Genomic DNA, 13899 nt, shown 5'->3' with positions numbered 1-13899 from the left:
TCTCAGGTCGAACACTCGGCCTGCACGGCGGGCGGCGCGTGCACCAAGGGGTCATGGCAGGTACTCAGTTCTCAGTCACCGGTACGGGCCATCCATGCCGCACTGCTCAAGAACGGGAACGTGCTGCTCGTCGCGGGGTCGGGCAACGACCCCAACCAGTTCGCGGCCGGTACCTTCAAGTCTTCGGTGTGGAACCCGACAACGGGCGCTTTCGCCGATGTTCCGACGCCGGCCGACTTTTTCTGCACCGGACATGTCCAGCTCTCCGACGGTCGCCTGCTGGTGATGGGGGGGAACAAGGCATACCCGACCGCGGACCATGGCTATGAGGGCATCAAGTCCTCGTATACCTTCGACCCGACGACGAATCAGTACGTGCGGGTGAACGATCTCAACACCGGTCACTGGTACCCGTCCGCGACGGAACTCGGTAACGGTGACGTGATTTCGCTGGGCGGGCTGGACGAGAACGGCAACGGCTCGGTCGAGGTAGAGGTTTCTACAAGGCCGCCGGGAGTTGGAACACGCCGCGGCCGACTCAGACCTACCGTTTCTGGGGTCTTTACCCGTCGATGATTCTTCTGCAGGACGGGCGGCTGTTCTACACCGGCTCGCACGTCTTCGGTAACAACGTCAGCGACGGGCCCGGAGCCAACCTCTACAACGTGGACTCCGGTCAGGTCACCAATGTGCCGGGACTCCGCCTGAAGGACCAGCGGGACCAGTCGATGTCGGTCCTGCTGCCACCTGCGCAGGCCCAGCGGGTCGCGACCTTCGGCGGTGGGAACATCGAGACCAACGTCGACGCGAACAACACGACGGATCTCATCGACCTGTCCGGAGCGAATCCGACCTACGTCCCCGGCCCGAACCTGCTGACCAGCAAGATGTATGTGTCCGCGGTCATCCTCCCGGATGGAAAGGTGTTCGAGACCGGCGGCGGCCTGCATAACCGGGCGGATCCGGTGTACGAGGCGTCGATGTACGACCCGGTGGCGAACACCTTCACGCCGATGGCGACCGATCCGGTGCCGCGGACGTACCACTCGTCGGCACTCCTGCTGCCCGATGGCCATGTTCTCGCGATTGGGAACAATCCGGGCGACGGTTCGTTCGACATGCGGGTATCGATCTACACGCCGGCATATCTGCTGAACGGGGTCCGGCCGACGATCACGACGGCCGCGGCGCAGTGGGCCTACGGTTCGAGCCAGCCGGTGGGCACGACGTCCAATGTGACCATCAAGTCCGCGCAGTTGATTCGACCCGCGGCGGTGACCCACTCCTCGGACCCGAACCAGCGCTCGGTCGACCTGCCCATCACGGTCAACAAGAACGGTCAGCTGACGGTGTCCCTGACCGCGAACCCGAACATTGCTCCGCCAGGCGATTACATGCTGTTCGTCACTGATGTCAACAACATTCCGTCAGTCGCCCGTTGGGTGCATGTGGGATGAGGCGGGATACCGGAAGGAGCAGAGCCGTCATGGTCAGTGAATCGGGTCGACATGTCCGTGTGCTCAGGCAGAGCATGGTTGCCGTGTTGTTGACGGTCGTGGTCACGGCGGTGGGAACGACCGACGCGGGGGTTTCCAGCGCGGCTCCGAGCCCGCGGCCGACCGTGGCCGCTCAACGGGTGACGCCCGCACCCGCTGTGCGGCTTCCCAGCGAATACGTGGATGGGTGCGACCACCACTACGGGTCGCCGACGCAGTGCGTCCCGGTGAATTTCCCGCCGGGTACCCGTAATCGCTGCCAGTGGCTGCGGCAGCACGGCCTGGGTTCGATTCCCGTGTCCAAGCGGGATCAACTCAAGCTTGACACGAACGGGGACGGCGTGGCCTGCGGGCCCGGGGACGCCTGAGCTCCAGATGACCTGACGTTCAGGTGAACAGTCGTCGTGCTGATCCGGTCGACAGGTTGGATCAGCACGACGGCTCACCATTCCAGGAAAATGATGATGAGAGACAGGGCTGTGGGGAATCTTGGCAGAGCCGGGACTTCAGTGTCGAAGGCGGCCTGGCTGGTCCTTGGGTGCACGCTTGTGGTGGCGGCGTGCTCGTCGAGTCATGTGTCGGATGCCGGCACATCCCCTCCCGGCGCTGCGACGACCGCGCCCGGGGCGACCGCTGCTGGGGCAGTCGGTGCCGGAGCGCCCGGCGCCGGCCTGGCCCCGGCGACCGGGCCGGCGACCGGGCCGGCGCCCGGGGTGGGACAGTCCGGCCTCAGCCTGTCCGCCGGCCCCCAGGCCGCACCAGCGGCGCCGGGCACACCGGGTGACCTGAGCGCGGCGGAGTTGGTCAGCCAGCTCAAGGATGCCGGGCTTCCGGTGACGTCCACGATCGTCTATACCGTTGCAACGGACAGTGAGCATCTGTTGGGCACGCCGGGCGGCTACATCTCGAAGGCCGCGTTTGTCGACAGTCGTATTCCCAGCGCCGGACTCCCCGACACGAGCCCGGGAAGCGTCTGGTTGGGCGGCAGCGTAGAGGTCTTCCGAACTCCCGCCGAGGCGCAGCGGCGACAGCAGTTCCTCACGTCACAGGCATCGGACCCCGCCAAGGCCGAGTACGTCTATGTACGCGGGCCCGTGCTTCTGCGGGTGTCCCACACGATCGACGTCACGTACGCGGATGGCTACAGCAAGATCTTTCAGCGCACGGGATGACGACAGCTGTTTTCTCACAGACCCGATTACCGTCTGGCGCCGATTCGGTCGACAGGGCATCCTCCTGAAGCCCCGCAGTGGCAGCCCCGTAAGCTGTCGCTACTGATCTCGATCAGACGGGACCTGACTGTGACTGCAGCAAAGTTTCCTCGTACCGGCCCCGCGTCCATCGTCCTTCTTTCCTGCGTAGCCCTGACCGCTCTCGCTCTGGCTGCTTGTCAGCCTCTGACTGCGACATCGTCCAAGCAGGGGGAGCCCGGGCCGGCTCCTGCGCGGTCATCCCTACCACCGGTTGCCATGGCGTCGGCTGCCGGTGGAGTCGGTCGACCGGCGGTCAGTCCAACGACCACGGTTAAACCGCCGGTAGCACCTCAGTCGACGACGGCACCGTCCGCGCGACCAGTGCTTGCATCGGCGACGCAGCCAACCCCCGTGTCGGCGACTTCAGCCCCGGTCGCACCGCCACGAAGCGCCAACAGCTCCGGGAAGCTTCTTTTCGGGCTTGGCCCGGCCCTGGACAGCGATGCAGCATCACCGATCGCCGGCGGACTCGGCATGTTCACGACCTGGTACAACTCACCCGGCGACCTCGGATTCATGCGGGACTGGGCGAGTAACAGAATTCCGCAGACCTACGCCTCGGGCCGTTCGATTCATCTCGTGGTGTGGCTTGATGGAACCGGAAATGTCGGCACCACGCAGACCTCCCACGGGCCGGCCTGTGGTCGTGACTACCCCCTGTCCGGGGCTTTTCTCGACGATGTCCGCCAGCTCGCCACGATTTTCAAGGGTGCAGCCGGTGGTCCACCGCTCTACGTCACGCTTTTCACGGAATTCCAGACCTACGCCTGTCAGACCAACGCCTGGGCGGTCAGCCCCGAGGTGACCAACTACTACCTCGCGCTTAAGGACAAGTATCTGGCGGCAATGTCGATCCTGCACTCCGTGGCCCCGAATTCCAAGGTCTCCCTGGGATGGGGAGGCTGGCAGGCCCGCTACGACGACCCGAGCATCGGTGGCGGCCGGTCCATGTTCCCCTATTTCGCGGACGTGATGCGTCAGTCCGACTTCCAGAGCTTCCAGGCGATGCAATCGGACTCGAATAGCCAGGATATCCTGGACATGACGCGCATACTCGGCCAGTACGGCCCGGTCATGGTTTCGCACTTCAAACCCGACAACGGAAACCAGAACACCTGGACCAGCGACCTGAAAGCCCTTTTCACCGACGATTATATTCGTCAGGCGACATCCATGGGCCTGTTCGCACTCAGTTTCATGGACCAGGTAAATCTTGCCGCCAACCCGAGCGCGCTGACTCTGGTGCGGTCCGGAATCGACAAATACGGCGTTCCTGCCGCCAAGTGAACGACCTGGCGCGGAGCTCCCAGCGCCAGGCTTGGACTGTCCGCCTCGCGGGGCGGACAGTCCGAACGCCAAAGCGTTAGATGATCATGTTGGTTGTGTTCGTCTACTCGCTGGTGCGTTGGTAGGTGGTGGGTCGTCCGCTCCGCGCAGACCTGGTGTGCTGACATTTTGTCATGACAATAACGATGGGGATTCGGGAAGTAACCCGGCAGACCTCGAAGGTGATCCATCGAGCCGCGGCCGGGGAAACCGTGCTCATCACAGAGCATGACCGGCCGATCGCGATGCTCGTCCCGCTGCCCAGCACCGGTGATCCGGCAGTCGACGAACTCATTCGTGCGGGCAAACTGACGCCGGCGAGCAACCCGGGAGGAATCGCTGCACTGTTGGCGATCAGACCGGCCGCTGCGAGCCACGGTGGCGACACTGCCGAGGTCGTGTCCGAGCTGCGTGCGGACCGCATATGATCTACCTGGACAGTTCGGCGATCGTCAAGCTGGTTCGACAGGAGTCCGAGACCGACGCGTTACGGGCGTGGCTGGCGGCGAATCCGATGCCGCTGACCGCGTCCGCGCTGGCGCGGACCGAAGCCACCCAGGCGCTCATCCGCACCGAGCCGGCGGCGCTGCCGGTGCTGCGCGCGGTGTTCGCCGTGCTCCATCAGAAGCCGATCACAGACGCGGTCCTCGACGCGGCCGCGACGCTACCCGACGCGATGTTGCGCAGCCTCGACGCGATCCACCTCGCCACCGCCGAGGAACTGGCACCCGTACTCACCTGGTTCGTGGCCTACGACAAGCGGTTGGTGCAAGCCGCCCGGTCACGTGGCCTGCCCGTCGCATCACCGACCTGACGGCAGGCACGCCGTCGACACATCATCCGATCATGACTGGCGGACGGCTGCAGGCGAGGGCGCTCTTTAGAGCGCCCGGATGCCGAGCGCGCACTCCGCTCCCGTAGCCAGGGCACGAGAGCGCTCGCACCGCTGCGCTGCGCGGCATCGAGTGGCGTCAGATCGTCCCAGCCGACCCAGTTCAGCTCGGCCCCCCGCGCGAGCAGCAATGCCGCCGCCGATCACAGACCCCGGCGCCTCAAGGTCGGCTCCGGCGTCCGGCAGGCATGCTGGTACGGCAGGCATGGAACCCCCTGGTCAGTTACAGACCGTCGAGAACTCCATGATTGACCAGGGCCGTGCCTGCATCCGTTCGGTCCCTCATCGACGTCCCGGTACCGCGCCTATTGCCGGTCGCTCTTGACGATGCGAATCTGATGCTCCTGCCACAACACCAGATTCACATCGTTCCCAACGGGCGTCCGGCAACAGGGGCGCGACGCCGCGTTCCCTCGTGCCGGGCGCTCTTAGTGGGCGGCGCCGGAAGTTCGTCCAGGGTCTGCCGGCGCCAGGCGGCGCCTCGCGTCATCGCTCCCCGCACGCCGCTTCGCGTCGCACGGGTACCCCGGCTCCGTCAGCCCAGGTAGAACACCGCTACCTGGGCCTCCTCCGCCTCGCGACGCATCCACCCGGCATCCGACACCCCCCGAACGACCTCCGGCGCCGACCACTTAGGTGAGAAGTTTCATGAGTCCGCGCCCGTCCACCCAGGTGTCGTTCACATCGGCGAAGCCGTTGCCGGACCACCGCAGGATGCGTACCGCCGTGTTGCAGACCGCCGGAAAGGTCGTTATCGCGGTGCCGTCGCAGGTGAACGGATGCGCCATCACGTTCGAACGGTCCCGCGTCGCCCTGAGCGCGGCTGCCAGGTCGGTGGACGTCGGCGCTGACATCTCGGCGAGCAGCGACCGCACGACCAGGACGGTTGAGAAGGACGCCTGCGACAACGGCGACCGCTGGGCCTCGGACACCCGCGCCCGGAACGCCTCGGCATCCTGGTCGCCACCGGATGTCCCGACGGGAAGGTAGCCCGAGGCGAAGTAGAGGTTCCCGGCGTTTGGCCCGGCGGCCCGTGCCACGGCCGGGGAGGCGCAGGAGCCCACGAAGTACATCGGCGTTTTGATCTTGAGCGTCCCTGCGACCTGGGCTATCCGTTCGCAGGACTGGGCGGGGAAGACGACGATGATCGCGTCGGGATCGCCGGCGGCGACGGCGCTGACGGCCGGCGCGAAATCGGCCGTATCGACCTTCTCTTTCGTCAGCTTGGGATCCGATACCCCCCTGGCGCGCAGGATCTTGTCGGATCCCTGAATCGCCGCGGTCAGCAGGCCGGGCAGGTCGGCGTAGAGGGCGTGGACCTTCTGTAGGTGTCTGGTTGCCGTCAGGTATTCGGTGATGCCGAGCAGATCGGTAAGAGTACCACCGGTCAACGAGAAGGAGGTGGGAGAACTCAGCTCCCGGCCCACCTGGGGTGAGCCGCTGACATAGGGAATTCCGGCGTGTTCGTAGAGATCCATGGCGGCATCGGTGCCGAGGTCCACCCCGCCGACCACGGCAACCGGTTTTTCTGCGATGAGTCGGTTGGCACAATCCTGGGACGACTCGGGCGAACCGTTCGTGACACAGGGGACAAGCTCAATAGGATGGCCGTGAACTCCGCCGAGCGCCTGGTTGGCGTATGCGACGGCGCTCTGCGCAGCTATTCGGGTCTCGGGAAACGACCCGAGCGCGGTGTTCTCCATCGAGACGAAGCCGAGCTTGACCGGCGGCCCGCTCAGGTTACCCGTAGAGCCTCCACTCGTCCGGCCAGGGTCGCGGGGGCCACCGCCGCGCTGGCTCGTGCACCCGGCAAGGACGACGGACAGGACTACGGCAGTCGTGACCGCGGCTGCGACAGCACGACGGGACAGCGTCATATTTACAGAAGTTACACTGCTCTGGCCCACAACAGACCGTCATGGTGGATTGGAGAGCCCTGTGCCCACGTATGTCGCGGCACTGGTCCTGGGGCTGGGTGCCGGTGCGGTCTACGCGGCGCTGGGCCTTGGGCTGGTGCTGGTACACCGGGCATCCGGTGTGGTCAATGTCGCGCACGCCGCATTCGCGATGTATGTCACCTACCAGTATGCCGAGCTCAGAGACACCGGAGATCTCGTCCTCCCCGTCGTGGGCCTTCCTCCTCGGATTCATCTCACCGATAACCCTTCTTTTGCGCTGGCATTGACGGTGTCGCTCGTCATGGCTGCGCTCGGTGGCCTTGCTGTGTACTTTCTCATATTCCGGCCGCTGCGGCACGCGCCGCCGGTCCTGACGCTCGTCGCCTCGGTTGGTCTCATGATCGCCCTGCAGGCGCTGGCGGTACTGCAGTTCGGTTCCGCCAACAGGTTCATCGACTCCATCCTGCCGCGGACGTCATTCTCGCTGTTCGGGGAAAACGTGCCGGTTGACCGCCCACTGCTCGCCGGGCTGGTGGCCACGGTCGGTGTACTGATGTGGGCGGTCTCCCGGTGGACCCTGCTGGGGCTCGCTACCAGGGCCGTCGCCGAGTCGGACGAGGCTGCGGCGCAGTTCGGCTACCGGCCGGAACTCGTCGCGGCGACCAGCTGGGTAGCGGCGTCGGTACTCGGCGCGCTCGCGGGAATCCTGGTGGCACCGATCAGTGTCCTGAGCCCGTCGACATACACGTTGTTCATCGTGCCCGCCCTCGCCGCCGCGCTTCTCGGTGGATTGTCGTCGTTCGGTGCCACCATCGTCGGCGCGTTGCTGCTCGGGATGGTCCAGTCGGTCCTCCTGCCCATCCAACGCGCAGTCTCCTGGCTTGATCAACCAGGGCTCCGGGCGTTGTTTCCACTCCTCTTTCTCATCGCCATCGCGCTCACCCGCGGCCAGCTGATCCCGGGCCGGGACCGCGTCCTGGCGCCGGCGGCGGCGGCGAGGCTGCCCCGGGCCGAGTCGGCGGGCCGTCCACTACGTGATCTTTATGTGGTCGTGCCCGTCGGGGTGCTCGCGCTGGTGCTGCTTACCGGCCCCTATCGCCTGGGCCTGGAACGCAGCCTCGCGGGTGCGGTCGTGTGCCTGTCGTTCGTGGTGTTGACCGGATTCGCCGGGCAGCTGTCGCTCGCGCAGATGTCGCTGGCCGGTGTGGCCGGTTTTCTGCTGGCGAGGCTGCAGGGCGACCTTGGTGTGCCGTTCCCGCTCGCCCCGTTGCTGGCCACCGGTGCGGCGACCGTCGCGGGCCTGTTGCTCGGGGCGCTGTCCCGGCGGATCCGCGGAGTGGACCTCGCCGTCGTCACGCTCACCGCGGGCGTGGCCTTCCAGGAGATGGTCTTCGCCAATCCGTTGATCACTGGCGGTCTCGCTGGATCGGCCGTTCCGGCCCCGTCACTGTTCGGCCTTGATCTCGGCGTCGCCGGGGATGGATACCCGCGGGTGGAGTACGGTCTGCTCGCCCTCGCCGTGTTCGTCCTGTGCGCCTTCGGGGTGGCCCGGTTGCGTGCGTCCACCTCCGGGCTGCGGATGCTCGCGGTCCGCTCGAATGAACGGGCGGCATCCGCCGTCGGCGTGGACGCCGCCCGGACGAAGCTGCTCGCCTCCGCCATCTCCGCCGCAATCGCCGGTTTCGGCGGCTGCCTGATCGGTTACGGCCAGGGGAGGCTGTCGTTCGACTCGTTCGGGGTGTTCGCCTCCCTGTTCTTTCTGGCTATCGCGTCGGTCGGTGGCGTGATGAGCGTGCGTGGCGCGGTGCTGGGCGGCATGCTCGCCCCGGGTGGTGTGGTGTTCACTCTTCTGGACCGCCTCGCCGACCTCGCGCAGTACCAGTCGCTGCTGTGCGGAGTGGCCTTGGTGGTGCTCGTCGTGCTGCGCCCCGAGGGGCTCGCCTACGACCCTCGCCAGCCGGCGGTGCGCATCCGGGTACCCGCCGAGGCACGCGCATGACTGGCCAGCCCGGCGGCGTCCGCCTGAACGTCAGTGGACTGTGTGTCGCCTATGGCAAGGTCGAAATCGTCCATGACGTGTCGTTCACTCTGTCCGCGGGGAGGGTCACCGGGCTGATCGGGCCGAACGGCGCCGGGAAGACCACCCTGATCGATGCGCTCACCGGCTTCACGCCGGCCAGCGCCGGTCAGATCGTGCTGGACGGGACGGTGTTGAATTCGATGCCGCCGCATGAGCGGTTCCGCCGCGGCCTCACCCGTACCTTCCAGTCCCTGGAACTGTTCGAGGACCTGTCTGTCGCCGAGAACCTCGCCGTCGCCGGCTCCGAGTCGGCCGAGGCGCTGGAACTCGGGACGCTCGTCGACCAGCTTCCCGGGAGTCTGTCGCACGATGAGCGCCTCGCTGTCGGGCTCGGCCGGGCGCTGGCCGCGGGTGGCCGGGTGCTGCTCGTGGATGAGCCGGCGGCGGGCCTGGACTCGGCGGCGCGGGCCACGCTCACCGCGCGGTTGCGGCGTCTGGCCGAGCACGGCTACGCGATCCTGCTTGTCGATCATGACATCAAACTGGTTTTTGAGGCGTGCGACGACGTCGTGGTGCTCGATGGCGGGCGGGTCGTCGCGTCCGGTCCGCCGGCCGCGGTCCGGGACCGACCCGAGGTTCGCGAGGTGTATCTCGGTGGCTCGCCGGCGATGCCCGCGCGGGTGCCCGGGCAGCCGCGCGGGCACAGCGTGCTGTCCCTGGAGAAGGTCACGAGCGGGTACGACCGGCTGCCCGTGGTGCACGAGGTCTCCCTCGAGGTCCGCGCCGGCGAGCTCGTCGCGCTGCTCGGGCCCAACGGCTCCGGCAAGACAACCCTGATCCGAACGGCGTCCGGGCAGCTCGCGCCGTTCGGCGGTCGGGTGAGCGTGCTCGGCCACCTGACCCGCCGCCCGAACCCGGCCAGGCTTGCCCGCCGCGGACTGGCCGTGGCGCCGCAGGGAGGGACGCCGTTGCGGGGGTTGACCGTCCGCCAGATACTTCGCCTCGCGGTCGGCCGACGGCCCGGCGACCAGATAGAGCGGACGTTGGACAGCTTCCCCGCACTGCGTCCCCTGCTCGACCGGACCGGCGGCGAGCTCTCCGGGGGTGAGCGGCAGCAGATCGCGCTGGCAAGTGCGGTGGCGCGGCGGCCGCAGCTGCTTGTCATCGACGAGTTCTCCTCCGGCCTCGCTCCTGATCTTGCATCGAGTCTGCTCGCGGTCCTGCGAGGCCTGGCCGACGAACGCGGTACCGGCATTCTGTTGATCGAGCAACACGTGTCGCTCGCCCTGGCCGTCGCGGATCGTGCATACATCCTCGACCGGGGCCGGATCGTGTTCACCGGGACCGCCGCCGCCCTCGCCGCGGACCCCGATCTGATCAACGCCAGCTATTTCGGTATCGGCTCGGCCAACGAGTGACCCGATGCCGGCCGGACATGCTGGCCGGACATGCCAGCCGGACATGTCAGCCGGACATGACAGCTTGACATCTGCTGCCGGATGAAGCAGCCGGCCGGTTCGTAGTAGCGGCTGTCGGTGTTGATCATGTGGGGTCGAGCCGGGTGCCCGACGTCTGGGTGCAGGTGCGGGCGACGCCAGTGGAGATCACCTGGTAAACAGTTATCGAAATATACCGAAAAGGCGTTGCTTGGCCAACGGGCCGCTGGTGGATCCGGAGCGCGGAGCCGGGCCGGTGGATGCGAGGTGAATCTGGGGGTTGACGTGATGGGTGTCAAAGGTCACACTTCGCGGACTGCTGAAATATCTATCCGATTAAGCGATTCAGGTTGTTACACCCGGTGATTTCGATCACCGCTCTCAAGGAGGATCATGAAAGTCCGCTCGAAGGCACCCTTCGCGGTGGCGCTCGTCGGCGCTCTGGCGCTCGCAGCCTGCGGCAGTTCCTCGTCGGACGACGGGAAGGCTGCGGCAGGGGCCACGGCCACGCTTTCGGGTGAGCCTATAAAGATCATGTCGATCCAGGCGATGTCGGGCCCGTCCGACACCTACCCGGGATTGCCGGCAGCCGTGCAGGCTGCCGCTGCGGCGGTCAACAAGGCCGGCGGTATCAAGGGCCGACCACTGGAAGTCACTGTTTGTGACGACCAGTTCGACCCGAACAAGGGCGCCGACTGCGCGACCAAGGCGGCCCAGGGTAAGTACCTATTCGTCACGGCCAACAGCAGCACCGGCGACAGGTACATGCCGATCCTGGAGAAGGCGAAGATCCCGTCGATCGGCGAGGTGCCAAGCAGCGTTTCCGAACTGAAAAGTCCGTACTCCTTCCCGTTCGGCAGCGGCGCGGTCAACATCGCCGGCGGTGGGACAGCCTGCGGCAAGCTCGGCAAGAAGGACCCGGCCGTCGCGGTCGTCGACATCGCCGCCGGCCGCAACTCGGCCAGCTTCTTCGGTATCGGTCTCAAGCCGTTCAACCTGAGCATCAACAAGACGGTGCCGATTGCCCCGACCGCCTCGGATCTGACGACCGCCACGGCCACGCTGACCAGCGGCACCACCGACTGCATCGATCTGGTGGTGGGTACCACCCAGGCGACCAAACTGCTGCTGGCGCTGTCGCAGGCGGGTTCCAAGGCCACACCCGCCTACGGCGCGACCGTCATCGAGGACAAAATGGTCAAGACGCTCGGCGATGCCGCGAACGGATTGGTCCTCGTCGGTTCCACGCCGCCGGCCAGCGACACCAGCATTCCGGCGATCAAGCAGTTCAACGCCGAGCTGGACGCTGCGGGCGTGCCTGCGGACACCCGCAGCGAAGGTGCCCTGACCGCGTGGGCGACCGTCCACCTGGTGGCCCAGTATGCCCAGAAGCTGCCCACGATCGACGGCGAGAGCCTCGCCAACGCCCTGAGCACCGCGGGTGAGATCAACTTCTCGCCGCTTCCCAAGGTTGACTTCTCTAAATCGATCAAGGTTCTGTTCGAGGGTAACAGGATCTTCACCACGGCGGTTTACTTCTCGGAGATCAAGAACGGTACCCGCACTCCACTGTTCGACAACACGGCGTTCGACGTACTCACCAGCTCCTGACCCGCGGCCGGCCGCGCATCCGATCGCGCTCCAGGCGCGGTCGGGTGCGCGGGTGTATCCGCGTTCTCGGAAGAAAGGCTCTCCGACGTGGAATTCCTCCGCTTTGCCCTGCTGGGTCTCGGCACGGGCAGCTTGTACGCGCTGGCCGCGCTCGGGATCGTGTTGGTCTTCCGAGCCTCCGGAGTACTGAACTTCGCCAGCGGTGTGACGGGCGGGTTCGCCGCCTTCGTCTTCTACGACCTGCGCGACACCCATCAGGTGAACTGGATCATCGCGCTGGTTGTGAGCATCGCGTTCGGCGCGGCGCTGGGCGGCGCTACCCACCTGTTAGTCATGGTTCCGCTGCGCAAGGCCTCCGCGCTGGTCAAGCTCATCGCCACGCTCGGCGTCCTGTCGTTCGTCGATGGCGTGGTGGTGCTCATCTGGGGGTCCGCGCAGGACCTGGTGAAATCGATCCTGCCGACCAAACCGGTGCACGTGACCGGCTCGTTGGTCATCGGTAAGGACCGCATCGTCCTCATCGGCCTGCTGATCATTCTTGCGATCGTCCTGTGGCTGATCTATTCGCGGACCCGGTTCGGTCTCGCGACCACGGCGGTGGCGGAGAACCGGCGCACCGCGGCGGCCTCCGGATGGTCGACATCCATGATCGAACTGGTGAACTGGAGCGTCGGCGGCGCCCTGTACGCGACCGCGGCGATCTTCCTTGCGCCGATCACCGGACTGTCCGCGGGTTCGCTCACCCTGCTTGTCGTACCGGCACTCGCCGCGGCGCTGGTCGGCGGCTTCTCGTCCTTCCTGCTCACGATCGCCGGCGCCATGGTGCTCGGCGTCGCGCAGGCGGAGGTCGGACGCTACGCCCAGGTCACCGGGCTCGCGGACTCGGTGCCGTTCCTGCTGATCGTCGTCATCCTCACCCTCGGTGGACGCGCCCGACCCGCTCGCGGCGACCTTCCCGTGCGCCTGCCGCTGCCCGGCCCGGGACGGGTGAACCTACTGTTCCTGCTGCCGGCGATCGCGGTGGGCGCGGTGCTCGTCTGGACGGTGCCCGCCGACTGGGTCGACTCGCTCGCGACGACCCTCATCGCGGCGGTGCTCGTGCTGTCCGTCGTGGTCGTCACCGGTTACGCCGGGCAGCTGTCGCTGAGCCAGTGGGCACTGGCCGGGTTCGGCGCCTGGGTCGCCGCCCGGCTGGTCGCCACATCGGGGTGGCCGTTCTGGCTGGCGGCACTCGTCGGCATCCTCGTCGCGATCCCGGCCGGGCTCGTGGTGGCGCTCCCCGCGTTGCGCACCCGCGGTGTCAACCTCGCGGTCGCCACGCTCGGCCTGGCGCTGGTGATCCAGAACATGATCCTGAACAACGGTGAGCTCACCGGCGGGCTCGACGGGACGAACGTCGGGTCGCCGTCCGTGTTCGGAATCGATCTTGATCCGATCAGTTACCCGCGTCGCTACGCGACCCTCATCCTGATCATGCTGGTGCTGCTCGGGCTCCTGGTGGCCAACGTCCGCCGTGGCCGCACCGGGCGCCGGTTGCTGGCGATCCGCAGTAACGAGCGGGCCGCGGCATCGATCGGTATCGGGGTGTACGGGGCCAAGCTCTACGCGTTCGGCCTGGCCGCCGCGATCGCCGCGATCGGCGGGATCCTCACCGGGTTCCGTAGCCCGACCGTGGTCTTCACGCAGTTCGACGTGTTCGGGTCCATCAACGTCGTCATGTACGCGGTGATCGGCGGAATCGGCTGGGCGTCGGGTAGCCTGGCCGGCGGCACCATGATTGCTGGTGGTGCTGTGGCGAAGATCGTTGATTCTCTCGGTGACATCAGCGGCTGGCTGCCCCTCATCGCGGGCGCTGGCGTGATCCTGACGCTCTTCCAGGCTCCGGACGGGGTCGCAAAGATCAACTCCGACGGTTATCGGGCACTCGTCGCACGGTTGCGCGGCAGTAAGTCGGCACCGGCTACCGC

Annotated in this window: 10 protein-coding genes and 1 pseudogene; 10 read left to right on the top strand and 1 reads right to left on the bottom strand. The window is 66.7% G+C overall.

What is annotated here, in order from left to right; translation table 11 throughout:
• The 6 genes and pseudogenes from U9979_RS25410 to U9979_RS23120 form a co-directional block, all read left to right on the top strand.
• Positions 1–1457 (top strand): annotated as a pseudogene (locus tag U9979_RS25410) (galactose oxidase-like domain-containing protein); the annotation flags it as partial.
• Between the two features lie 29 nt (positions 1458–1486).
• A complete protein-coding gene (locus tag U9979_RS23140; RefSeq protein ID WP_322756591.1) occupies positions 1487–1864 on the top strand; it encodes a hypothetical protein in 378 nt (125 codons plus the stop codon).
• A 96-nt stretch (positions 1865–1960) separates the two neighbouring features.
• The gene (locus U9979_RS23135) at positions 1961–2668 is read left to right on the top strand and encodes a hypothetical protein (RefSeq protein ID WP_322780944.1); all 708 of its coding nucleotides are present in this window, start codon (positions 1961–1963) and stop codon (positions 2666–2668) included.
• A 555-nt stretch (positions 2669–3223) separates the two neighbouring features.
• The gene (locus U9979_RS23130) at positions 3224–4036 is read left to right on the top strand and encodes a hypothetical protein (RefSeq protein WP_322748201.1); all 813 of its coding nucleotides are present in this window, start codon (positions 3224–3226) and stop codon (positions 4034–4036) included.
• 185 nt (positions 4037–4221) lie between these two features.
• Positions 4222–4503, top strand: coding sequence for a hypothetical protein (locus tag U9979_RS23125; protein WP_322780943.1), 282 nt, complete (start codon positions 4222–4224; stop codon positions 4501–4503).
• Positions 4500–4889 (top strand): type II toxin-antitoxin system VapC family toxin, encoded by a 390-nt coding sequence (locus U9979_RS23120; protein WP_322780942.1) that lies wholly within the window; start codon positions 4500–4502, stop codon positions 4887–4889. The genes U9979_RS23125 and U9979_RS23120 overlap by 4 nt, the downstream gene beginning before the upstream one ends.
• Before the next feature lie 710 nt (positions 4890–5599).
• Here U9979_RS23120 and U9979_RS23115 read toward each other — a convergent pair.
• Positions 5600–6844 (bottom strand): ABC transporter substrate-binding protein, encoded by a 1245-nt coding sequence (locus tag U9979_RS23115; protein WP_322780941.1) that lies wholly within the window; start codon positions 6842–6844, stop codon positions 5600–5602.
• Between the two features lie 61 nt (positions 6845–6905).
• On the opposite strand from U9979_RS23115, the gene U9979_RS23110 reads away from it, so the two are divergent.
• From U9979_RS23110 to U9979_RS23095, 4 genes are all read left to right on the top strand, one after another.
• Entirely contained in the window at positions 6906–8864 is a 1959-nt protein-coding gene (locus U9979_RS23110; protein ID WP_322768396.1) for an ABC transporter permease, read from the top strand.
• Positions 8861–10303 (top strand): ABC transporter ATP-binding protein, encoded by a 1443-nt coding sequence (locus U9979_RS23105; protein WP_322748195.1) that lies wholly within the window; start codon positions 8861–8863, stop codon positions 10301–10303. Before U9979_RS23110 ends, U9979_RS23105 begins: the two co-directional genes overlap by 4 nt.
• 411 nt (positions 10304–10714) lie before the next feature.
• The gene (locus U9979_RS23100; protein WP_322780940.1) at positions 10715–11932 is read left to right on the top strand and encodes an ABC transporter substrate-binding protein; all 1218 of its coding nucleotides are present in this window, start codon (positions 10715–10717) and stop codon (positions 11930–11932) included.
• 87 nt (positions 11933–12019) lie between these two features.
• On the top strand, positions 12020–13899 hold a 1880-nt coding region (locus U9979_RS23095), incomplete at its 3' end, for an ABC transporter permease (protein ID WP_322780939.1).

Source organism: Protofrankia sp. Cas4, assembly GCF_963555915.1.
GTDB lineage: Bacteria > Actinomycetota > Actinomycetes > Frankiales > Frankiaceae > Protofrankia.
Note: the sequence above shows the minus strand (reverse complement) of the source record. Positions and strands in the feature narration are given on the sequence as shown.